Raw genomic sequence first — 22971 nt, forward strand, 5'->3', positions numbered from 1 at the left:
GTCAGCTACTAGAAAAATACGGACACATGCGGCAGCTCGCATTATACGAAAGTCGAAAAATCCTTCTATACGATGTCAGGATCTAGGAAATAAACAAGTCCTGACGTGGAATCAACAAGCAGCGTTGACCACAGCGCCCTACCCTGTATCAATCCCCGGCCACCTGCTGCAGAGTCAGCATGGTACCAACCGGAACAACCCCTGTGGCAACCAGCAACCTTGCGGGGAATGACACCATGCTCAACGCCGACACCATGCTCATCGATAGTACTTGGCAACAGAATGCCGACACCCTTTTCAGCACCATCAGCGATCATTACATCGTTGATGAAAACACGTATGTAGATGAGCTCATCAAGGCACTAGGAACGAGCCAGCACGATGTTGATCAAACATCGGCCAATACCGCGTCGTTAGTGCGCGAAGTACGTGAGATGGACACGGCTGTCGATACCATCGACGAGCTGCTTCAACAGTACAGCCTGAACACCCATGAAGGCCTGATGCTGATGTGCTTGGCTGAGGCTATGCTGCGCATTCCCGACAAAGCCACTGCCGATGCCTTGATTGAAGACAGGCTAGCGCCTGCTGACTGGCAATCTTACGCTGGCAAAAGTGACTCATGGCTAGTCAATGCCTCGACATGGGGCCTATTAATGACAGGTCGCGTTGTCAGCATGGACCGTACCGAAGACGGCAAACCCAGCAACTTCATTAACCGTATGGTTAACCGCATGGGTGAACCGGTCATCCGGCGCGCCATGGTTGAAGCGATGAAGATTATGGGCAAGCAGTTCGTGCTGGGGCGCGATATCAATGAAGCGTTGAAGCGCTCCAAACCACTGTTTGATAAAGGCTACACCTATTCCTACGATATGCTTGGGGAAGCCGCGCGCACCCGTGACGATGCCCAACGCTATTTTGACGACTATGCTCGCGCCATAGAGCAGGTAGGAAAAACAAGCAAGGCGTTGCCTGATCACACGCCGGCACCGTCCGTATCCATCAAATTATCGGCACTGCACCCGCGTTACGAATTTGGCCGCCGTGAGCAAGTACTTGACGAGCTGGTCACCTCGGTGCGCGAACTTGCTGCCCTGGCCCGTAGCCAGAGTGTTGCCATTACCATTGATGCCGAAGAAGTTGACCGCCTAGAAATTTCCCTGGAAGTCTTTCGTGCGGTTTATACCAGCGACACCTGCCGTGGTTGGGGCCACTTCGGCCTGGTCGTTCAGGGCTACTCCACCCGCGCCCTACCCACACTGCACTTCATCAACCGCCTGGCGGATGAACAAGGTGATGAAATTCCACTCAGGCTGGTCAAGGGTGCCTACTGGGACACAGAGATCAAAGAGTCTCAACAACTCGGTGTTGAAGGGTACCCAGTATTCACCCGCAAAGCGTCAACCGATATTTCCTACTTGGTATGCGCCCGCTTCCTACTCTCTGAGGCGACCCGTGGCCGTATTTTCCCGCAGTTTGCGACCCATAATGCCCACACTATCACCAGCATTCTCGAACAAGCCAATCAGGGCGGTCGTCCGTTTGAGTTCCAGCGCCTGCATGGCATGGGCGAAGCACTCTACGAGGCGGCATTAAAGCGCGCGCCCAAGGGGACTTACTGCCGTATTTATGCACCGGTTGGTGCGCACAAAGACCTGCTCCCCTACCTGGTTCGTCGACTGCTGGAAAACGGCGCTAACTCGTCCTTTGTACACCAGCTGGTCGACCCAGAAGTCCCCGTTGAATCGCTATGTCAGCACCCAGTGCAAACGTTGCGCCAGTACGCAACGCTGGCCAACAATCAAATTCCACTGCCGCTCGAGATCTACGGCGAAGAACGACGCAACTCTAAAGGTCTGGACCTGAACATTCGCAGCCATTACGAGCCGCTGATGGAGAGCATGGACAAGTTCATGGATATCCAATATCAGGCTGGCCCCCTGTTGGCAGACACTGCGACAACAAATGACACCAAGCACCTCAAAGTAACAGCGCCCTTCGACCACCGCAAAGCGGTCGGCAGCGTGCAATGGACCACCGCCGAGCAGGCTGAAAAAGCCGTCGATTCGGCATGGGCGGCCTTTCCGCGCTGGGAAGCAACGCCAGTCAGTGAGCGAGCTGACATCCTACGGCGCTTCGCCGACCTCATGGAAACCAACATGGCAGAGCTGATGACGCTTTGCTCTCGGGAAGGTGGCAAGCTGCTAACCGATGGTGTCGCCGAAATCCGCGAAGCCGTGGACTTCTGCCGCTATTACGCAAATCGTGCTGAAATGCTATTTGGTAAACCGACGATACTTCCTGGCCCGACGGGTGAGTCAAACGAGTTACACATGGGCGGCAAGGGTGTATTCGCGGCTATCAGTCCATGGAACTTCCCAATTGCCATTTTTTGTGGCCAGCTAGTGGCCACTGCCGTGTCGGGTAACAGCGTACTGGCTAAACCCGCTGAACAAACATCTATCACCGCACATCGTGTGATTGAGCTGCTATATGACGCGGGTATGCCACGCGATGTGGTGCAGCTTTTGCCTGGTGATGGCCCAACGGTTGGCAGCATTCTGACCAGCGATCCACGCATTACCGGTGTGGTCTTCACTGGGGGCACAGATACCGCACAGATCATCAATCGCGCGCTGGCCAGCCGAGAAAATGCCGCACTTCCAACGCTGGTTGCCGAAACAGGCGGCATGAACGCGATGATTGTTGATTCCACGGCGCTGCCGGAACAGGTCGTTGTTGATGTGATTGAGTCTGCCTTCCAAAGTGCAGGACAACGCTGCTCAGCCTTGCGCGTACTCTACCTTCAGGATGATGTCGCCGACCGGGTTATTGAAATTCTCAAAGGTGCTATGGCAGAGCTGCGAGTGGGTGACCCCCGCGAACTGGGCACCGATGTGGGCCCTGTCATTGATGCTGACGCGCAACAAGGCCTGCAGGCGCATATCGATCGCCTGAAAGCTGAAGGGCGATTACTCGCAGAAACGCCGCTTGACGCAACCCTGACTCGCGAAGGCACTTTCATTGCACCCACAGCATTTCTTATCGATGGCATTGAGGCGCTGGAGCGCGAACAGTTCGGCCCGATCCTGCATGTGGTCCGCTACAAGGCCAAGGATATTGATCACGTGATTGATTCCATTAATGGCAGGGGCTATGGCCTGACGTTCGGTGTGCATAGCCGCAATGAAAGTTATGCTAACCAAATCGCCAGCAAAATCCGTGCTGGTAACGTTTACATCAACCGCAATATTATCGGTGCAGTCGTAGGCGTTCAGCCTTTCGGTGGTCAAGGGCTTTCTGGCACCGGGCCCAAGGCTGGCGGCCCGCATTACCTGTTGCGCTTCGCCACTGAAAAAGCCATTACCAACAATACGGCGGCGCTTGGCGGCAATGCCTCATTGCTGGCATTGGGAGACGAATAAATCACTAAGTGCGCGCCCAGACAATCTGGGCGCGCACATTTCCGTTCACAGGTAGTGTGTGATACCACTATCGCTCAACTGACAGAAAGCTCTGTCTTCACGGGGGTACGCGTCAAAAGCCAACGTCAGGTCGTTATCACGTCTCTGACAATAACCACAACATGAGATAAGTACGATAATCTCTGAAGGATCGGCAGGACGTCATTATTTTTCCTGCTGTCAAATCAACCGGATGGAAGGACCCACCAATGACCTCAACAAGACGACCAACGACGTTACAGCCGCACGTTCACTGATAGCGAGCCTGCTATCAACGCTCTGACATATATGTAATAACACCTTGTCGGTGTGGGTTCCGACAATAAAATAACATGGAGACATCTTATGGCTAATGGTGTTTGGATCAGCCTGTTTATCTATTTTGCGCTCATGATAGCCATCGGCTTTTATGCCATGCGCAAATCCACATCAACTTCTGAAGGCTACATACTAGGTGGCCGATCTCTCAGCCCAGCCGTCGCCGCACTCTCGGCTGGTGCCTCAGACATGAGTGGCTGGCTGCTGCTGGGCTTGCCCGGAGCCATGTTCGTGTCTGGCCTGGGTTCTGCCTGGATCGGTATTGGCCTGTTTGTTGGCGCATTTTTCAACTGGGTGCTTGTTGCACCTCGCCTGCGCGAACAAACCGTTCACTACGGTAATGCAATCACCATTCCAGAATTTCTGGCTAACCGCTTTCCCACTCGCTCCATACCACTGAGAACGGTATCAGCAGTTGTCATCGTGGTCTTTTTCTCAGTATATACCGCCTCAGGTCTGGTAGCGGGTGGCAAACTGTTTGAAAGCGCCTTTTCGGGAGTGATCAACATTGGCGGAATGAGTGACTATTCCACCGGTATTCTGGTCACCTTGGGTGTGGTTCTGCTCTACACCGTTATCGGCGGCTTTCTCGCTGTAAGCATGACCGACTTTGTGCAAGGCTGCATCATGATGCTGGCACTGGTTATCATGCCGCTAGTCATTCTTTATGGCGATGGAGGCGGCGGTATCGCCCAGGCTGATCAAACCCTGAGAGACGTCGACCCAACGCTGCTGTCGTGGACACAAGGGCTAACCATTATCGGCTGGCTCTCTGCGGTTACCTGGGGATTGGGGTATTTTGGCCAACCACACATTATCGTGCGTTTTATGGCCATACGCTCACTGAAAGATGTCCCAACAGCCCGTAATATTGGCATGAGCTGGATGTTCATTTCGCTCTTTGGCGCGGTCGCTATGGGGCTGTTTGGCCGTGCTTACGCGGTTCGCAACGGCATGGATATCGCAGACCCAGAAACCATCTTTATCATCCTGGCAGACCTACTGTTCCATCCGCTGGTCACCGGCTTCCTCTATGCTGCCCTGCTGGCCGCTGTCATGAGCACCATCTCCAGCCAGCTTCTAGTGGCGTCTTCGTCATTGACGGAAGACTTCTACCGCCTGTTTCTACGCAAGCAAGCCACAGAAAAGGAAACTGTCCGCATCGGCCGGATAAGTGTTGTCTTGGTCGGGCTCGTAGCCGCTGTTATTGCCTCGGACCCCGAGTCACAAGTGCTCGGACTGGTAAGTCACGCATGGGCAGGTTTTGGTGCCGCCTTCGGCCCACTGATCATCCTGTCATTGATGTGGCCACGCACTAATGGCGCCGGCGCCATCGCGGGCATGGTAGCAGGCACACTCACCGTGATTGTTTGGGTCCTGCTGGGTTGGAACGCAAGCTTCATGGGCGGCCCTGGTGTCTATGAAATTATGCCTGGATTTGCTGCGTCCTTTATCGCCATTCTGCTAGTCAGCAACATGACAGCCGATGCCGGTGAGTATCAGCACATTTCTCGCTGAACAGACGCATGTAACACTCTCGCATTGAGCGCGATAAACAGAGGGTTCCATCAGGAACCCTCTGTTTTTTTATAACACCGCAAAGACAACCAAAAATGCCGACAGGTGACTGGCAATTAGTCATTTCCTCTAGCACCTTTTATTGCCCTGCATCAATTTTTTACTGACCGTTGACCTTTATACTGCATGCATTAACCTTGTACGCAAATTTTCAAGGTGTTTACCTTCCTTTCCATAGGAGCACTACCCAGATGTCCAAGAAGATCCTGTTCGTTGCTGGCCTTGGTGTTGCCATGCTGACTAGTACTCAAGTCATGGCTTCCTCATACGGTGCTGGCGACATGTTTACGCGCTTTGGCATTGCCCGCATTGACCCGAAAAGCAACAACGGCGACTTGGTACATGGCGCTTTGGAAACAGACGTCAAAACTGGACGTGGTTTTGCGTTCACTCTCGGCTACCGTTTTACCGATAAGCTGGGTATTGAGCTGCTAGCCGCTGCGCCGTTCAAGCATGACGTTGCACTGACAGACTCAAGCAACAACACTATTGGCGCTTCTGTGAAGCACCTGCCACCTACGTTGACAGCTCAATACTATCCGCTGGGCGGCACAGACTCTCCCGTACAGCCTTATGCTGGCGTAGGGTTCAACTATACCCGTTTCTCTAGTGAAGAAATTGATATCAGCGGTGCCAGTCTTGACCTGAAAAGCTCTTGGGGCGCAGCCGGCCAGCTAGGTGTTGATCTCGTAATCAATGACAACTGGGCACTTAACGCGGCAGCCTGGTATCTGGATATTGACTCAGAAGCTAGGCTCAACGGTGACAAGATCGGTACAGTGCATATCGACCCGCTGGTCATCATGGCTGGTGCCAGCTTCCGCTTCTAAGCAAAGCCAGGTCACCAGGTAGGAAAATCAGGAAATATTGAAACATCCCAGCCGCAACACGGCTGGGATGTTTCATTTCATGGCAGGAGTGATCAGTTATCCGTGATTAAACGGTCAATTCGAGTCACCGATTGGCACAACTGACTCCGGTACGGCGGACTCACCGGTACGCTGGTCAAATACGCTTCTAACGCTGGCGTCACATCACAACTCATTGGCATTGGTGCCTGCGCATCAGCCAAGGCGTGTAACCTGGCAATAAACACAAAACGCAGCCACTCCGGCAAACTCATGGTATCGGCACTGAAAGGCTGTTCACTACTGAACGCACTTGCCGGTGGTGTTGCCATCTGCCACATGCCCGCCTCTTCCATGCATGACTCTAACTCATGCAGCGCCTGTTTCAGTTCCTGATGGGCATTCATAGCGCCTTCCTCACGTCCTGCCTCTGTTATTCGCTAACTGATAGCGCGTCGTTATTGGCCGATATGCTACCGGAAGACGAAGTAGCCAGCACCTTACGCAGGAAATTTTGCGTACGCGGATCACGTGGCGCATTAAACAACTGTGATGGCGGCCCCTGCTCTACAATGCGCCCACCTTCCATGAAAATTACCCGATCAGCGACATCTCGCGCAAAGCTCATTTCATGGGTCACCACCAGCATGGTCTGACGCTCAGCGGCAAGCTGCTTCATCAGCCCCAATACTTCTTCGACCCATTCAGGATCCAGTGATGACGTCGGCTCATCAAAAAGGATAATATCAGCCTTAGCTGCCATGGCCCGCCCGATGCCTACCCGCTGCTGTTGCCCACCAGAGAGTGAGGCGGGATAAGCGTTAGCTTTACTCGCAAGCCCGATACGCTCAAGAATTTCCAATGCCCTCGCATAGGCTTTTTTCTTGGGCCAGCGATTTACCACAATCAAGCCTTCCGCAATATTCTCAAGCGCAGTCTTATTGGCAAACAACGCATAATTCTGGAACACAAACGCCGTCCGCCGTCTGGCAGCAAGCATATCTTTTGCATTCACTGCGGCAACATCAAGATCGAGATCTCCAAGTTTCAAACGCCCTGAATCTGGGCGCTCCAAGAAATTCAGGCAACGTAATAACGTTGATTTTCCTGTGCCAGAAGGGCCGATCACTACAATAATTTCACCCTGAGCAATCTCAAGATCAATACCGTCAAGAATGACACTGTCACCAAAGCGTTTGACGAGTTTTTCTACTCGGATCATCGGCGGTACGCCTCATTGAATCGATTTTCCAGTCGACGCTGGAACCACGCCAGCAGCTCAACAATTGCCCAATAAATGCATGCTACGACGACAAAAGATTCAAAATACATGAAACTACCTGACGCTTCTTTTTGAGTCGCTCCCATCAGTTCGGTCACACCCAGCGTAAAGGCTAGCGATGTGGCCTTGATCATGTCGATAAAATAATTCATCAATGTTGGCACAGCCACTCGCGTTGCCTGTGGCAATACAATGCGACGCATTAGCTGCCCGTTAGTCATACCGATAGATAGAGCAGCTTCTGTCTGACTGCGATCAACACCCACAATCGCGGCGCGTATCGATTCAGCCATATAAGCCGAAAAGTGCAGCGTCAGGCCCATAATAGTGGCCGTAATACCATCGATAGTGGTCAGAAATGACATGACCTGCGGCAAACCGTAGTAGAACAGAAACAACTGAACCAGTAGCGGCGTGCCACGAAAAAACGAAATAAACAGCATAGTTGCCGCATTGAGCCCGGGTATGCGCAACACACGAATTACCGCAAGCCCTGCTGAAAGCATCAAAGCCAGCACCATTCCTGCCGCTGCCATGCCTAGTGTTAAAGGCAGATAGCGCAGCAAAATCGGCACCAGCTCCAGCATATAATTAATATCGAGCAGATTCATGACGTTGTGTCAGGCTCCTACAAACTACTAATATCAGTACCGAACCACTGCTGAGAAATTTCACTGAGCCTGCCAGACTCGCGCAACGCCTGCAGCGCCGCATCAACTTCATCACGCAGTGCTTCGTCGGCTTGCGTATCACGGAATGGTAACGCATTACGCAGCTCAGAGAACGGTTTCCCAGCAAGCGCTAACGGTAAGGGCTTTTCCTTGATCACCTGGCTGGCGCTCACTCGGTCCATAACAAAAGCATCTACTCGGCCAAGTGCCGTATCTTGCTCAATGTTACTGTCATAAGTGCGGATAGTGATCTCATCGGCATACGGCAGTTCACGCAGCAATTGCTCATAATTAGAGCCTAGGTTGACTGCCACCTTCTTACCCACCAGGTCCTCAACCCCTGTGATTTCCTCGTTGCCGCGCTTCACAACGACTTGGGCACCGTCATAAACATAAGGCTGGGTAAACAGGTACTTCTTCTCGCGCTCATCTGTAATCGTAATCTGATTGGCGATAGTATCGATGCGTCCCGACTCAAGCATACCAAACAGCCCTGAGAAGCTAGCAGTTACAAACTCAACGTTGGTATCCATCTGCTCAGCCACGGCCCGTAACACATCGACTTCATAGCCCTTCAATACATCCTTTTCCACATAAGTAAAAGGAAAATAGCTACCGGACATACCGACTTTAAGCGGTTGGTCGTTTGCCTGTGCCGCACCCGCCAAAACAAGCCCGCCTGTTAACAACAGAGGGATAATACCGAATGATCGCAACATGAGAGTTCTCCAGATAGGGTGCTTTCGATATATCAAAGAAGCATAAAAGCTGTTCTATATATAAATTTCTATAGGTACCTACGATAATGAAAAAAACGCTTCTCGCCAATGGGCAACCCTGAAAAAACCTCGAACCCACAGATCATTCACAAATAATTGGGATGAGCCTGTGGACAAGCCTGGGAAAACTGGCGCTACGCGTGATGCCTGTAGCGATACAGTGCACTGATCATTTTCTGACCAGCGTTACGTCCTATCAACAACCCAAAGAATGCACCTCTTGAGAGGCTGACATCTAAGGAGTGCCGCGATAGAGTGCAGGCTCGAAATTCTAGGGGTAGGTCATGCAGCCACTTAATAGTCTTGATGACTTTTTCACTCGCACGGGTGCCAATGTGCGGCTTTACCACATGGGCCGACGTGTTGAACCCTGCGAGCTGTCTACACTCGCCGCACTGGAAACCACTCATGGCACCTGGCCTCAGCCATGGCAAGGAAAAGCTCGGCTGGCGCTGGTTTTCAGTATTGGCGATATGGAAGATCCGCTCATCTGGTTTTTGGCGTTACCGCTGGATGAACAAGGCCAGCTGGACCCCGCATCAAGAGACGCCTTCTTGCAGCGTCTACTAGAGGTACTGGGCCATAACGTGCACTCTTTGGACCGCCATGATGCAAAGCGGGTGGACAACCTGATGCAGAACAACCCATTGGCTTTCACTCCGTCAGTCCCGTTTCAGGCCGTCTTACACGCCATGGCAAGCCGCGACCTTGGGCAGCCCGCCAGCCAGCACCTAGAGCCTGCCGAAGCCTACCTGGAAGGTCAGCACTCGTTAGACTGGCGTGCGCTAGGCCTACAGGGGCTGGCCGATTTCGCCGTACGCATGGATACCATGCAATCACAGCGCCTGTCAGAACAACTTGCCACGTTGCCCAGCGAGGTATTGACCTTGCTATGCTATTGCCTAGAACATGTCGCCATTGATGCGCCTCTTGCTCATTCTCTCAGGTTACGAGGTGAACAGGCCGCAGCGAATGGAGATCTCGAAACACTGTGTGCCTGCGTACGCGCTATCAGCGGTGCTTCCGACGCGATAGTGGGAGACTGGTTCGATTCGCTGCTGACTAACAACCAAGGAACAGACACTGCCGTAGACGCCATCGGTCCTGACCTACTGGCAGCCATGGCTAGCCGCAGTTGGCGAGTGCTTGAAGATGCACAACGGCTACCACGGTTTCTCACCTGCTTAGCAGAAGAGCCGCGAGTCGACTTCATTGCAATAGTACGGGACCTTGCGTTGATTCCACGCCTCCGCTTACCGGTTTTAATGACACTTAAGGATGCCGACCCCGCCTCCCCTATCGGTCAGCGTTTGACGGCATTACACAACGCGGGGTGAATGGCGCAGCTGATTTTCAGTCCAGCAAGGCTACATCTCAATCAGGAGCGAGTGATATGACGACACTACCCTATGAAGGCCAGATCATTGTTGGTCGTCGAGAAATGGTCGTGTTGCCCGAGCTGGAGCTGACCCTGTGTGCCAAAATCGATACTGGCGCTCGCACCTCGGCCCTGCATGCGGAAGATATCGAAACCTTTGTACAGGATGGACAACCGTGGGTTCGGTTCATAACACGGGTAGACGGTCCTGACAGTCCAGCTTGCCCTTGTACACTGCACCTCCATGACCGTAGACGTATCACCAGCTCTAACGGCCAAACAGAGTGGCGCTGTGTGGTGAGCACCCTTATGCTGCTGGGCGACAAGCAAATGCCGATTCAGCTCACCCTGACTGACCGCGGCCAAATGCGCTACCCCATGCTGCTCGGACGACGCGCTCTTGGTGATATGCTGGTCGCTCCCAGCCAAGTATTTCTACACGGCAGGCCGTAAATAACTCGACCAATATGCCAGTACGAGCGACATAATCACCGCGTTCGACACACCCTCAAATACGTTGTCCTACGCACCCTTTACCGCTGATCATTACCGGCCACCGCTTTGGAGAGCCTCATGCATATCGCGCTGCTATCTCGCAACCGCAACCTTTACTCCTCACGTCGGCTAATTGAAGCCGCCGAAGCACGCGGCCACACCGTTCGGGTTGTTGACACCCTGCGCTGCTATATGAGCATTGTTTCGCACGACCCCTCAATCCACTACAGAGGAGAAGAGCTAGAACCGTTCGACTCTGTTATTCCACGCATTGGCGCTTCCGTCACCTTCTACGGCTGCGCTGTACTACGCCAATTCGAAATGATCGGCACTCATGTACTTAACGATAGCGTCTCCATCGCTCGCTCGCGCGACAAGCTGCGCTCTTTACAGCTGTTATCACGCAAGGGGCTGGGGTTGCCGATTACTGGCTTTGCCCACTCCCCTGACGATATTCCTGATCTGATTACCATGGTGCGAGGCGCCCCATTAGTTATCAAATTACTGGAAGGCACCCAGGGCATTGGCGTTGTTTTGGCGGAAACCAACCAAGCGGCTGAGTCAGTCATTCAAGCTTTCATGGGGATGAAAGCTAATATTATGGTGCAGGAGTACATCAAGGAAGCCAAAGGTGCGGATATTCGCTGCTTAGTAATTGGCGACAAAGTTGTTGCGGCGATGAAACGTCAGGCGGCCGACGGCGAGTTTCGCTCAAACCTGCATCGTGGCGGCAGTGCCAGTATCATTCGAATCACTCCTGAAGAGCGCTCAACCGCGATTCGCGCCGCCAAAGCCATGGGGCTAAGAGTCGCCGGTGTCGACTTGTTGCGCTCTAATCACGGACCAGTGATCATGGAGGTCAACTCCTCGCCGGGTCTACGTGGCATTGAGGCCGCGACAGGCAAGGATATTGCCGGCCTGATCATTGAGCACTTAGAGAAAAACAGCATGCCCAGGCACCGGGTACCGCCTAAACCGAAAGGTTAAGCCCGATAGACGAAAAAAAAGCGTGTTAGGGGTAGCAAAAGACCGCCGACAGCATCACAATCTTCGCCACTGCAGGAGGTGAGCCCATGTTTCTCGACAATCGCCAGGTGGCGATGGATAGTGTGCTGGAAACACTGGCTGACGGCGTTGATTACTTCCAGGATAATATGGAGCGCCTGTCGCCAGAGTTGAAAGAAATTATTGAACCCTACTTTGAAGAGCGAACGCAGTCCATGCGTAAGCTCCAGGGAATGGCGCGTAAATACCTGGGTTTACTACCCCGTGATGCCGACGCCGAACGGGATGACTATATGCGGCTCTGGAGTCGGCTCAAAAGTTTCGTGAGCAGCGACGAACAAGTGCTGATCAACGAGCTGCTAGAGCAGGAGCGCGTTTTAATGCAAGCGCTATCGACACTGTTCACTCATCCATTGCCCAATGCTGTCGAGCCCGTTGTTGAAGCTTGCTGGTTGAACTGCCGTGGCCTGATACGCGAGCTTTACACCTTACAGAAAAAAACAACACGCCAGCCAAAGGGTCGCAACCGAAATCGTGGTAAAGCCCAAAACAACCTGAATAAGCGCTGAGCTGCCACCGAAAAGGTTATGATGCACTTAACAGACTGACCATCATGAGGCCAGCTTAGTCAGTATCAGCGCTGGCCTCATCAACCAAGGCGTCATCGCTTACCAGCGGTATATCAATCAACTCCTTCGGCCCCAAAAAGCGTGGCTGACGCTGCCAGATATATAAATCGCCAACGGTTGCCACTCTAGCCAGCCATTCACGAGCTCTCAGTTCCAAAGCGCTTCGCTGCAGCCCGTCTTCTGGTGCCGCACAACCTTCAGCGCCAATACCCATAGCATCAGCAATAAACAATGCCCTAGGCAAATGCCAGGATTGCGTTACCAGTAGCGCGTCTTCAACGCCGAATACCTGCTTGGCTCGCGCCAACGTATCAAAGGTGCTGAACCCGGCATAATCCAATGTCAGCAAGGTATCAGGAACATCACGCCCACGCAGATCGCGCCACATTACAATCGGCTCATTGTAATAACGTGTGCTGTTATCGCCTGACAGCAGCAGATGTTCAACTTTACCACTCTTAGCGAGCGCAGCAGCGGCCTGCATCCTCCCTTCAAAGTGAGGATTTCTGCCACCGCCACGGGTCCAGCGTGAGGTGCCAAACACAATAGCCACACGCTCCTCAGGACATTGAGCGACGTCATGATGAATACGCTCTCTCGTGACAGAAAGCACCCACAAGTTAACACTGACCATTAGCACTACCGCCAAGAGGAGGATACCTCCCAGCAATAGCAAAAAGATCTGAAAGTGTCGTCGTCTGATCCAGGGCATCAGCGTTCTCATCTAGAGCCTAGCGCCAGCTACGAGCACTAGAACATGCCCAGCTCAAGCTTGGCCTCATCGCTCATCATCTCACGACTCCACGGTGGATTAAAAACAATCTCCGTGTGTACCTTACTGATCTGAGGCGCTCCTAACACCTTACTGCGCGCATCCGCGGCAATCACTTCGCCCATACCGCAACCTGGCGCAGTCAGCGTCATGCGGATCGTGACAATTCGCTCACCACTGATCAGGTGTTCAATTCGACAACCATACACCAGCCCTAGGTCCACGATGTTGACTGGAATTTCCGGGTCAAAGCAGGTGCGTAGCTGATCCCAAACAAACTGCTCAATCTCTTCTTCGCTGGCATCTTCCGGCAACGTTTGAACCGGCAACGCGGCCAAGCCAAGCGCATCAAGGTTACGGCCTTCAACCAAATACAGCCGCCCTTCATGGGCGACACTAACAGAGCTGCCCTTGGCCTGCATGACGCTGACTTCCGCGTCTTCAGGCAACGAAATGGTCTTACCAAAGGGCACCGAAATCACCTCAACAGTACGCTGCAAGGGCAATAACTGCCCCCTGGCCAGCCCTCCCAGGTGCTCATTTTGATTGCTCATGAAGCTGCCCCGTCATCCACGCAACATACTCAACACTTTTTGCAGGCTTTCAACAAACACATCTATTTCTTCTGGTGTGTTATATGCCGCAAACGATGCACGACACGTTGACTCGACGCCAAACGAGGTCAGTAACGGCTGAGCGCAGTGGTGACCCGTACGAATTGCCACACCGAGTTGGTCGATTAGCAACCCAATATCTTGAGCGTGCGCCCCTTCAACCACGAACGACAGTACGCCTGCTTTATCTGGTGAGGTACCCAGTACACGCAAGCCATCAACCGCAGCGACACCTTCAGTCGCATGCGCTAGAAGACGAGCCTCCCACGCTCCGATATGCTCAAGCCCAATCTCAGAAATCCAGTTCAACGCTTGCCCAAGTGCAATCACTTCAGCGATTGCTGGCGTACCCGCTTCAAACTTATGAGGAATATCCGCAAACGTACTGGGCACTTCCAAAGAAACAGTGCGAATCATCTCCCCACCGCCCTGCCATGGCGGCATGGCTTCCAGCAGTTCCGCACGTCCATAAAGCACACCAACCCCCGAGGGGCCGTAGGCCTTGTGGCCGGAAAATGCATAGAAGTCGACACCTAGCGCCTGCACATCCACTGTCATGTGCGGTATCGCCTGAGCGCCGTCAACGAGAATAAGTGCACCCTGTTCATGAGCAAGACGCGCCATATCAGCAATCGGATTGATGGTGCCAAACGCATTAGAGACATGATTGACCGCCACCAGGCGAGTGCGTGGCGACAACAGCTCAGTATAAGCTTCCTGATCAAGCACCCCACGCTCATCGACAGGGATCACCTTAATAGTGAACCCTCGATCAGCAGCCAATAGCTGCCAAGGCACAATATTCGAATGATGCTCCAGGCGAGAGATAAGCACCTCATCTCCCGGACCCAGGTTAGCGCGTCCCCAACTGCCGGCCACCAGGTTAATGGCCTCAGTGGTGCCGCGAGTAAAAATCACTTCACGACTATCAGCCGCATTGATGAAGCAGCGGACAATCTCACGCGCTCCCTCAAATGCTGCCGTCGCCTCATCTGCAAGAGTATGCAAGCCACGATGAATATTGGAATTAAAACGACGATAGTAATCATCAAACACCGCAATAACGGACAGTGGTGTTTGGGACGTAGCCGCGTTATCGAGATAAACCAGCGGCTTACCATGAACTTCCCGCTCCAGGATCGGGAAGTCCTTACGCACTCGCGCCACATCCAGCAACAGGTCACTAAAATCCGTCATAGCTTAGTCCTCATTCAGCGCAACAGCTGCCTCAACCAAGCCAGCCAAATGGTAACGGTCAGGTAGCTTGCCAGCAACGGCCAACTCAACGCGCTCAGCAACAACATCTAACCCCACCTGCTCCATCACCTCACCGGCAAATGCTAAGGTCAGTAACCCTCTAGCGGTTTGTTCATCAATTCCCCGAGACCGCAAGGCAAATACCGCCTCTTCATCCAGCTGCCCCGTTGTGGCGCCATGCGCGCACTGCACATCATCGTTGTAGATCTCAAGCTCGGGCTTGGTGTCGATTTCAGCGCGATCAGAAAGCAGCAAGTTAGCACTGTGCTGCTCGGCAACAATCTTGCTGCTATCGCGCTTGACGACAACCTTGCTGTTATAAACTCCACGAGCACGATCATCCAGAATGCCCTTGTAGTTTTCCCAAGAACGCACCCGTGGTGAGTTATGGTTGGCCAAGGTGTGATTATCAACGTGCTGACGCCCTTGAGCGTGGAATAGGCCCTGGTAGATTACCTCGGCACCTTCGCCATTCAACTCACTTACCAAGTCGTTACGCACCAAGCCGCCACCAAGACACAGATTGAAGGAGGTGAAACGACTGTCGCGCCGCAGCTCCATGTGCATGCTGGCGACATGAGAGTCTTGCTCTGGCGACTCAAGTAGTTTGTAGTGAGTTAGGATAGCGCCACGATCCAGCATGATTTCTTCAACCAAATTAGTGAAGTTTGCGGCTGCAACTTCACCAGTATGGTGTTCAATCACCGTCGCCTCACTCCGAGCACCTGCTTCAATCAGAATGCGCGGATGGCTCATTACGGGCTGTTCACCGGCACGTGACAAAAACTGCAACACAATAGGTTTTTCTACAACCGTGCGCGGCGCTAAGCGCAGCACAGCGCCCTCTTCCATAAAGGCCGTGTTAAGTGCGGCAAATGGTGAAAAATCAACCCCCGTCAAACGTCCTAATGGACCGCCTACGGCCTCATGGTTATTCTCCAACGCCTGCGACAACGGCAGCAGCTGCACCCCATCAGGCAAATCAGCAAGGTCCGAGAGCCTAGGGGCAAAGATGCCGTCAACAAAAGTCAACTTATGCGCATCCAATGGCAAAGCAAGTGTCGCTGCAGTCGCTGGAGAAAACTCAGCCTCTTTAGCCAGCACAAAGTCGCCACGAGCGATATTACGCACATCCGTGTACTTCCATTCCTCGACGCGGCGATGCGGAAAACCCAACGCTTCGAAGCGCGCGGCTCCCGCCTGACGCCGAGCGGCAATCCAGCTTGGCTCTGGACCACGATTGGCCGACCGCTCACTAAGCCGGTCGAGAAAGCGTTTAACGTCTTCACTCATGCCGCTGACTCCTCCAGCACCCAGTCATAACCACGCACTTCAAGCTCACGCGCCAACTCGGCATCGCCGCTCTTGGCAATACGGCCATCTACCAGTACGTGCACGCGGTCCGGTACGATGTAGTCAAGCAAACGCTGGTAATGAGTCACCAGTAACATGGAGCGCTCTTCACTGCGCAACGAGTTAACTCCGTCTGCCACCACTTTCATGGCGTCGATATCCAACCCAGAGTCAATTTCATCGAGCATTGCCAAACGCGGCTCAAGAACAATCATCTGCAGGATTTCATTACGCTTTTTCTCGCCGCCAGAAAACCCTTCGTTAACGGCGCGCTGTAAGAAGCTCGCATCCATTTTCATGGCAGCGATTTTCTCCTTGATCAGCTTCATAAACTCAGGCGCTGGCATTTCACCCAGCCCCAGGGCTTCGCGCTTGGCATTCAGCGCCGCCTTGAGCAAATAAATATTTTTGACCCCTGGAATTTCCACCGGATATTGAAAACCCAGCAGCAGGCCAGCACGGGCTCGCTCTTCAATATCCATGGCAAGCACATCTTTACCATCAAACGTGACTGAGCCTGAGGTGATCTCGTAGTCTTCTTTGCCAGCAATCACAGACGACAGCGTCGACTTCCCCGAACCGTTAGGCCCCATAATGGCATGTACTTCACCGGCATTGATGGTGAGCGACAGCCCTTTGAGGATCTCGTTACCGTCCACCGATACGTGCAGGTCTTTGACTTCGAGCATATTGATTACCTTTTAATTCTGATAAGCCGCCACAGCGACTCGAAAAATATGTTGTTCAAGCTGATACCGAGGGGCGCGAGGTTAACCCACAGCACCTTCAAGCGTGACGTTCAAAAGTGCTTCCGCTTCTACAGCAAACTCCATCGGCAACTCTTGGAAGACATCTTTACAAAAGCCATTAACAATCATGTTCACTGCGTCTTCTTCAGAAATGCCGCGTGCTCGACAGTAAAACAGCTGGTCCTCGCCAATCTTTGAGGTGGTTGCTTCATGCTCAACTTGAGCCGTGCTATTACCGATCTCCATATAAGGGAAGGTATGAGCACCGCACTGATCACCAATCAACAAAGAGTCGCATTGAGTAAAGTTGCGCGCGCCCTTGGCTCGCGGCCCGACTTTCACTTGGCCACGATAGGCTTGCTCGGCACGACCAGCAGAAATACCTTTGGAAACAATGGTTGAGCGTGTGCCTTCACCGATGTGAATCATTTTGGTGCCGGTGTCAGCCTGCTGACGACCGTTGGTCACCGCTACCGAGTAAAACTCCCCAATACTGTCTTTGCCACGCAGCACACAGGACGGGTATTTCCAGGTAATCGCCGACCCCGTTTCTACCTGTGTCCAGCTGATGCGCGAGCGATCACCACGGCAATCGCCACGCTTAGTCACGAAGTTATAGATGCCGCCAACACCGTTCTCATCACCGGGATACCAGTTCTGCACAGTGGAATACTTAATATACGCATCCTCCAGAGCCACCAGCTCAACTACCGCTGCGTGCAACTGGTTTTCATCACGCATCGGCGCGGTACAGCCCTCTAGATATGACACTTGCGCGCGGTCTTCGCAGATAATTAGCGTGCGCTCAAACTGACCGGTATTTTCAGCATTAATACGGAAGTAGGTTGATAGCTCCATAGGGCATACCACACCTTCTGGCACATACACGAATGAGCCATCGGTAAACACTGCTGAATTGAGCGCCGCAAAGTAATTATCCGCCTGCGGCACAACAGAACCCAGATAACGTTTGACCAGTTCAGGGTAGTCTCTGATGGCCTCTGAGATTGAGCAGAATACAACCCCCGCTTCCAGTAACTCTGCCTTGAAGGTAGTAACCACCGAGACAGAATCAAATACCGCATCCACGGCAACCCCGGCCAGCGCAGCCCGTTCGTGCAAAGGAATACCCAGTTTCTCGTATGTTTCCAGCAACTTGGGGTCTACTTCATCGAGACTCTGCGGACGATCCTCAGGACGCTTTGGCGCACTAAAATAGGAAATGGCCTGATAATCGATCGGTGGGTAGTCTAGGTGCGCCCAAGACGGTGGCGTCATTTTCAACCACTGGCGATAGGCCTTCAAACGCCATTCCAACATCCACTCAGGTTCGCCCTTCTTGTTGGAAATAAAGGCAATGGTGTTTTCATCCAGGCCCGGCGGCAACGTTTCGCTCTCAATATTGGTAACGAAGCCGTCTTTATATTCTCGCTGAACAAGTTGTTCCATTTCCTGGGTTGACATGATGCTTCCCCCTCCCGGGCAGTTCGGCCGGCGAGTTTGATCGCCTTGAATTCTGTTATCAATCACATGGTTAGGCTTCTACGGCCAAACTCACGCTCTGTATGGGTAATTGCACAGGCAGCTTAATCGGCGCTGTGTCAGAAAGGTGTGCCAGTGTCACGCTATCAAGAAGGCCTCGCACTGCCAGCGAGACACGCTGCCAGTTATCAGCGACACCACAGGTATCTGCCAGCTCACACTCACCCTGCGCCTGGCTGCATTCTGTCATGGCCACAGGCCCTTCAATCGCCGTTATAATATCGATAGCGGTAATGTGAGATGCTGGCCGGGCAAGGAAATAACCGCCCGAGGCACCACGGCGAGATTCAAGAAGCCTCGCTCTGACCAGCATCTTCAGCGTCTTACTGACTGTAGGCCGTGGTAGCCCTACCGCATCGGCAAGCTTAGCTGCGGTATACGATTGCTCTGGATGACGCGCAATTTGCGCCATCACCACTGCGGCATAATCGGTCAGTCTGGATAGTTTAAGCATAGCCCGACTCCCTCGTGGGACTCTGACAGTAAATTGAGTACCATTTTAGTACCATATAAATTGTCTGTGAAGGCTCAGCATGTATTTCTTTTCACAATTTTCCTTCCAGGCGACACAATCGACGACATTCGACACACAATCGATAATAATTCCTATTCATTTTTGATTAATAACACGCGATAGCGCTCTATCGTTATCCAGGAAAGCTCTGTCATGAAACACAACTCCTGTGGCACGATCCCAATGAGACTGACACGCTAAGCCACTACCGAATTAAACTAACGCGAGATCATGACGTAACTAGACCGACACGCCGCAAGGAGTGCTTAGTGAGCTACAGCCAAACGACTGCAACAGACAGCGCCACAACATTGGTATTTGGCGGCAGCGGGTTTCTGGGTTCCGCTATCGTGCGCGAGCTGGTAGAAACCGGACGCAAGGTGCGCCTTGCTGCACGCCACCCAGTAATGCCCGACTGGGCCGAGCCCGATGACCCAGTTGAGCTAATCCGTGCCGATATCCGCAGTGACGACGACATAACAGCCGCGCTTAAAGGAGCCGACACAGTCATCAATACGGTCAGCTTGTACACTGAACGGCGCGGACTTAGCTTCGATGACATTCATGTTCAGGCCGCCCGTCGCTTGGCGCAATCAGCGCGTGACACCGGTATCAAACGCTTCATACATATCTCAGGCATTGGTGCTGACAGCCACTCAACCTCGGCTTATGTACGAGCCCGCGCGCACGGTGAAGACGCCGTACTAGATGTTCTGCCACGCGCCATTATCGTGCGCTCCAGCGTTCTGTTTGGCCCTGATGACGCCCTACTCTCCCAACTTGCGAAACTCACACGTCTGCCACTGATTCCGCTATTCGGCAGTGGCCAGACACGAATGGAGCCATTGCACGTCCGTGATCTGGCCCGCGCCATTACGTGTTTAACCGGCGAGCCTGCTAGCCCGAGGCGGTTATTCGAGCTAGGCGGACCGGACATCATGAGCTACCGAGACATTTTGCGCTTAGTGATGGCCCACCTTGGGCGAGATCGGCCTTTGGTGCCAGTGCCCTTTTTCCTTTGGCGGGTAATAGCAAGGCTACTCGCCGTACTACCCAACCCATCACTAACTCGAGACCAAGTCGTACTGATGGCTCACGACAACCTGATCAACGACACCATGGGAACTTTCGCCGACCTGGGCTTGCTGCCCCACTCACTGCGCGACAGCCTGCCACTATGCTTGCCCCAATCAGCATCACATAGCTGACTCAGCTTCCGGCATTAGGCCTTCTTAACAAACTCCGACTTCAGTTTCATCGGGCCGATGCCGTCAATTTTGCAGTCAATATCGTGATCGCCATCCACTAAGCGAATATTCTTAACTTTAGTTCCTACCTTCACCACCGACGATGACCCTTTAACCCTGAGATCCTTGATAACCGTAACGGTGTCACCATCAGCCAGCGGCGTACCATGGGCGTCACTGATAGTCGTTTCATTTTCTGCCGTATCAGCAGAGACATCTTTTGACCACTCATGCCCACACTCGGGGCACACAAACTGCAGGCCATCATCATAGGTATAAACTGAAGCACACTCGGGACACGCAGGCATATCGCTCATGAAAATTCCTGAAATCAACAAGAAGGCAACAACACGAAGCGCTAAAGCCTACACTGACGTGCCTTTGCACGCCAGCAGCCTTACCCAAACGCTGTCTCACAGGTAGCGATGCGGGTTAAATAATCAACCCTATCGCGGCAAAACTGCACAACGCCAATGAAGACCACTGCAGTATCTTCTGATCGATATGACCAGCAACCCGAGCGGCCAACGCCTGTCCTGACAGCATGGCCGGAAGGAAACTGGCTGAAATACCCAAGTGCCATAATGAGACGTAACCAACCAAAGCAAGAGTAATTAGCGTCATTAACGAGGTAATCAGGAAAAAGGCGGCCAAATTACTACGAATTCTATCTGGCGGCATGTCATGCATCAGCAGCGCCATGGGCGGGCCACCAATCGCCGAGGCGGTACCAAACACCCCTGATACCACCCCAGCCAAGAACATGCTGCGTCGGTTGACTGGCACACGAAACTGAAACAGCCGGATTAACACGGCAAACAGCACAATGCTGGCAATTAACCATTTCAGCACCATGAGCGGTGCACTAACCAGTAACCACAACCCCAACGCACTACCTGGAATTCTGCCTACCAGTGCCATACCGATATCGCCTAACTGAACTTGGCGATGAAAGCGGCGCAGCACCAGCAACGACAAACTAAAGCCCATCACAACCAACGTAACAGGTACCAAGCGAGGGTCGATCAGCAACAATAAAGGCGCACCAACAACGGCTAAACCAAAACCAGTAGCACGCTGCACGAAAGCTCCCAAGGCCATCACCAGGGCAGCTCCCAGCCAGCGTAACGGAGCCATATCCACCCACTGCCACCATAGCTCGTTCATTCGTCAGCAGACCCCACCTTCACCTTTCCTGCCAACACCCGCAATGCCAGGTTGCCACCTAAAGACACCACCACCATGGTCAACACCATCGGCCAGGCACTATCAATTTCAAACGCACTGACCACCACTCCAGCCAGCGCCCCACAGGTAAACTGAACCGATCCCAGCAAAGCGGTGGCAGTGGCACTCATGTGACCAAAATGCTCCAACAATGAAGAAATAGCGTTAGGCGTAATCAGTCCGACCATGCCCATGAACAACATGATCAGTGGCACGACAGTGATCAGCGAATCAAGTCCCGTCAGCACCAGCAATGTCAGGCAAACCGCTACGACCAGCTGAATCAGCAGCCCCAGGCTCATGTTTTGCTGTGGGGTACGGTTTTTTAGCAAACGGATATTGACCCGATTAGAGCCTGCCATAACGATCACATTCAAACCGAAAACCAGCGGGTATACCGCCGGAGACAAGCCATAATGCGTCATATACAGAAACGGCGAGGCCGTAATAAAAGCAAACATGCCAGAAAATGTCGCGGCCACAGCAAACACATACCCCATCGCTTCGCGATGACTCAGTACGCTGTAATAGTTACGCAATACCTGCTTGAATGACGCGGCCGGCGTCCCTGGCGGTCGAGTTTCCGGAAGGTGCCTTCCCATCAGCCAAAAAAGAAACGCTGCATACATGGCCAAAAACACAAATATCAGCCACCAGTCAGACAAATAGAGCAGCATACTCCCCACGGCTGGCGCGGCCAGCGGCGCCAACATCATAATCATGGCCATCGTTGACATAACCTTAGCGGCTTCCTTGCCACTAAAGCGGTCGCGCACAATAGCAGCGGAGTTAACAACACAGGCGCCGCCGCCTATTGCTTGAATCAGTCGCCAGAACAGCAGCTGCTCTAACTCATTAGCGGTAATGATCATCAAGCTTGCCAGAAAAAATATGACCAACCCTGTCAGCAGCACTGGGCGCCGCCCCAGCCGGTCAGACAAAGGACCGCCCGTCAGCTGCCCAACGGCAAAGCCTAACAAGAAAAAGCTGATAGACAGCTCCGTGCGATGCACACTAGCCCCTATCGATTCGGCCAGCGCAGGCATCGCAGGCAAATATGCATCAATAGCAAAAGGGGCCAGGGCCGTGTTGGCAGCTACCAACAGCGACACGCGGCGTGGACTCAGAGTCAAGAGACCTCCAAACAGTATTTTTAGTTGGCTAATGATAACGCTTTGCAACGGCATCTGTCTGCGTCACTATTTTCAGTGCCACGAGCTTGCTACAGTAACTTGCAACTTATTGA

At 53.0% G+C, this 22971-nt stretch carries 22 protein-coding genes; 8 read left to right on the top strand and 14 right to left on the bottom strand.

Features of this window, described 5'->3' with window-relative positions:
- Window positions 1-236 precede the first annotated feature (236 nt).
- From putA to H616_RS0108680, 3 genes are all read left to right on the top strand, one after another.
- Window positions 237-3428 (top strand): bifunctional proline dehydrogenase/L-glutamate gamma-semialdehyde dehydrogenase PutA, encoded by a 3192-nt coding sequence (gene putA, locus H616_RS0108670; protein WP_027967018.1) that lies wholly within the window; start codon window positions 237-239, stop codon window positions 3426-3428.
- 384 nt (window positions 3429-3812) lie between these two features.
- Window positions 3813-5303 (top strand): sodium/proline symporter PutP, encoded by a 1491-nt coding sequence (gene putP, locus H616_RS0108675; protein ID WP_027967019.1) that lies wholly within the window; start codon window positions 3813-3815, stop codon window positions 5301-5303.
- Between the two features lie 251 nt (window positions 5304-5554).
- A complete protein-coding gene (locus tag H616_RS0108680; protein ID WP_027967020.1) occupies window positions 5555-6193 on the top strand; it encodes an OmpW/AlkL family protein in 639 nt (212 codons plus the stop codon).
- 92 nt (window positions 6194-6285) lie between these two features.
- On the opposite strand, the gene H616_RS0108685 is transcribed toward H616_RS0108680, so the two are convergent.
- Genes H616_RS0108685 through H616_RS0108700 form a run of 4 tightly spaced genes read right to left on the bottom strand, consistent with a single transcriptional unit; the run spans window position 6286 to window position 8883 of the window.
- A complete protein-coding gene (locus H616_RS0108685; protein WP_027967021.1) occupies window positions 6286-6618 on the bottom strand; it encodes a YqcC family protein in 333 nt (110 codons plus the stop codon).
- Window positions 6619-6644: 26 nt separating this feature from the next.
- Window positions 6645-7433, bottom strand: a complete 789-nt coding sequence (locus H616_RS14555) for an amino acid ABC transporter ATP-binding protein (RefSeq protein ID WP_051234118.1) — start codon at window positions 7431-7433, stop codon at window positions 6645-6647.
- Window positions 7430-8104, bottom strand: coding sequence for an amino acid ABC transporter permease (locus H616_RS0108695; RefSeq protein WP_027967022.1), 675 nt, complete (start codon window positions 8102-8104; stop codon window positions 7430-7432). Before H616_RS0108695 ends, H616_RS14555 begins: the two co-directional genes overlap by 4 nt.
- A gap of 17 nt (window positions 8105-8121) precedes the next feature.
- Window positions 8122-8883 (bottom strand): amino acid ABC transporter substrate-binding protein, encoded by a 762-nt coding sequence (locus tag H616_RS0108700; RefSeq protein WP_027967023.1) that lies wholly within the window; start codon window positions 8881-8883, stop codon window positions 8122-8124.
- A gap of 344 nt (window positions 8884-9227) precedes the next feature.
- On the opposite strand from H616_RS0108700, the gene H616_RS0108705 reads away from it, so the two are divergent.
- The 4 genes from H616_RS0108705 to H616_RS14560 all read left to right on the top strand — a co-directional run bounded on the left by H616_RS0108705 (window position 9228) and on the right by H616_RS14560 (window position 12390).
- Window positions 9228-10280, top strand: a complete 1053-nt coding sequence (locus H616_RS0108705; RefSeq protein WP_027967024.1) for a DUF3549 family protein — start codon at window positions 9228-9230, stop codon at window positions 10278-10280.
- 56 nt (window positions 10281-10336) lie between these two features.
- Entirely contained in the window at window positions 10337-10774 is a 438-nt protein-coding gene (locus tag H616_RS0108710; RefSeq protein ID WP_027967025.1) for an ATP-dependent zinc protease family protein, read from the top strand.
- A gap of 120 nt (window positions 10775-10894) precedes the next feature.
- Window positions 10895-11803 (top strand): 30S ribosomal protein S6--L-glutamate ligase, encoded by a 909-nt coding sequence (gene rimK, locus H616_RS0108715; protein ID WP_027967026.1) that lies wholly within the window; start codon window positions 10895-10897, stop codon window positions 11801-11803.
- A gap of 86 nt (window positions 11804-11889) precedes the next feature.
- Complete coding sequence (locus H616_RS14560; protein WP_051234120.1) at window positions 11890-12390, top strand: ferritin family protein; 501 nt, start codon at window positions 11890-11892, stop codon at window positions 12388-12390.
- A gap of 55 nt (window positions 12391-12445) precedes the next feature.
- On the opposite strand, the gene H616_RS14565 is transcribed toward H616_RS14560, so the two are convergent.
- The 7 genes from H616_RS14565 to H616_RS0108755 all read right to left on the bottom strand — a co-directional run bounded on the left by H616_RS14565 (window position 12446) and on the right by H616_RS0108755 (window position 19191).
- Window positions 12446-13162 (bottom strand): SanA/YdcF family protein, encoded by a 717-nt coding sequence (locus tag H616_RS14565; RefSeq protein WP_240470558.1) that lies wholly within the window; start codon window positions 13160-13162, stop codon window positions 12446-12448.
- A 38-nt stretch (window positions 13163-13200) separates the two neighbouring features.
- A complete protein-coding gene (sufT, locus tag H616_RS0108730; RefSeq protein ID WP_027967027.1) occupies window positions 13201-13776 on the bottom strand; it encodes a putative Fe-S cluster assembly protein SufT in 576 nt (191 codons plus the stop codon).
- Between the two features lie 12 nt (window positions 13777-13788).
- A complete protein-coding gene (locus H616_RS0108735) occupies window positions 13789-15033 on the bottom strand; it encodes an aminotransferase class V-fold PLP-dependent enzyme (RefSeq protein ID WP_027967028.1) in 1245 nt (414 codons plus the stop codon).
- A gap of 3 nt (window positions 15034-15036) precedes the next feature.
- On the bottom strand, window positions 15037-16386 hold the full coding sequence (sufD, locus tag H616_RS0108740) for a Fe-S cluster assembly protein SufD (RefSeq protein WP_027967029.1): 1350 nt from the start codon (window positions 16384-16386) through the stop codon (window positions 15037-15039).
- Window positions 16383-17135: a Fe-S cluster assembly ATPase SufC gene (gene sufC, locus H616_RS0108745; protein WP_027967030.1), complete on the bottom strand. Its 753-nt coding sequence runs from the start codon at window positions 17133-17135 to the stop codon at window positions 16383-16385. Before sufC ends, sufD begins: the two co-directional genes overlap by 4 nt.
- A gap of 81 nt (window positions 17136-17216) precedes the next feature.
- Window positions 17217-18659 (bottom strand): Fe-S cluster assembly protein SufB, encoded by a 1443-nt coding sequence (gene sufB, locus H616_RS0108750; RefSeq protein ID WP_027967031.1) that lies wholly within the window; start codon window positions 18657-18659, stop codon window positions 17217-17219.
- Between the two features lie 70 nt (window positions 18660-18729).
- Window positions 18730-19191 (bottom strand): SUF system Fe-S cluster assembly regulator, encoded by a 462-nt coding sequence (locus tag H616_RS0108755; RefSeq protein WP_027967032.1) that lies wholly within the window; start codon window positions 19189-19191, stop codon window positions 18730-18732.
- A gap of 329 nt (window positions 19192-19520) precedes the next feature.
- Here H616_RS0108755 and H616_RS0108760 point away from each other — a divergent pair, with 329 nt between their 5' ends.
- Complete coding sequence (locus H616_RS0108760) at window positions 19521-20459, top strand: complex I NDUFA9 subunit family protein (RefSeq protein ID WP_205619071.1); 939 nt, start codon at window positions 19521-19523, stop codon at window positions 20457-20459.
- Window positions 20460-20473: 14 nt separating this feature from the next.
- On the opposite strand, the gene H616_RS0108765 is transcribed toward H616_RS0108760, so the two are convergent.
- The 3 genes from H616_RS0108765 to H616_RS0108775 all read right to left on the bottom strand — a co-directional run bounded on the left by H616_RS0108765 (window position 20474) and on the right by H616_RS0108775 (window position 22858).
- A complete protein-coding gene (locus tag H616_RS0108765; protein WP_027967034.1) occupies window positions 20474-20815 on the bottom strand; it encodes a zinc ribbon domain-containing protein YjdM in 342 nt (113 codons plus the stop codon).
- 115 nt (window positions 20816-20930) lie between these two features.
- Window positions 20931-21665: a sulfite exporter TauE/SafE family protein gene (locus tag H616_RS0108770; RefSeq protein WP_027967035.1), complete on the bottom strand. Its 735-nt coding sequence runs from the start codon at window positions 21663-21665 to the stop codon at window positions 20931-20933.
- The gene (locus H616_RS0108775) at window positions 21662-22858 is read right to left on the bottom strand and encodes a Bcr/CflA family multidrug efflux MFS transporter (protein ID WP_027967036.1); all 1197 of its coding nucleotides are present in this window, start codon (window positions 22856-22858) and stop codon (window positions 21662-21664) included. The genes H616_RS0108770 and H616_RS0108775 overlap by 4 nt, the downstream gene beginning before the upstream one ends.
- Window positions 22859-22971 lie beyond the last annotated feature (113 nt).

It is taken from the genome of Halomonas halocynthiae DSM 14573 (assembly GCF_000425725.1).
GTDB lineage: Bacteria > Pseudomonadota > Gammaproteobacteria > Pseudomonadales > Halomonadaceae > Halomonas > Halomonas halocynthiae.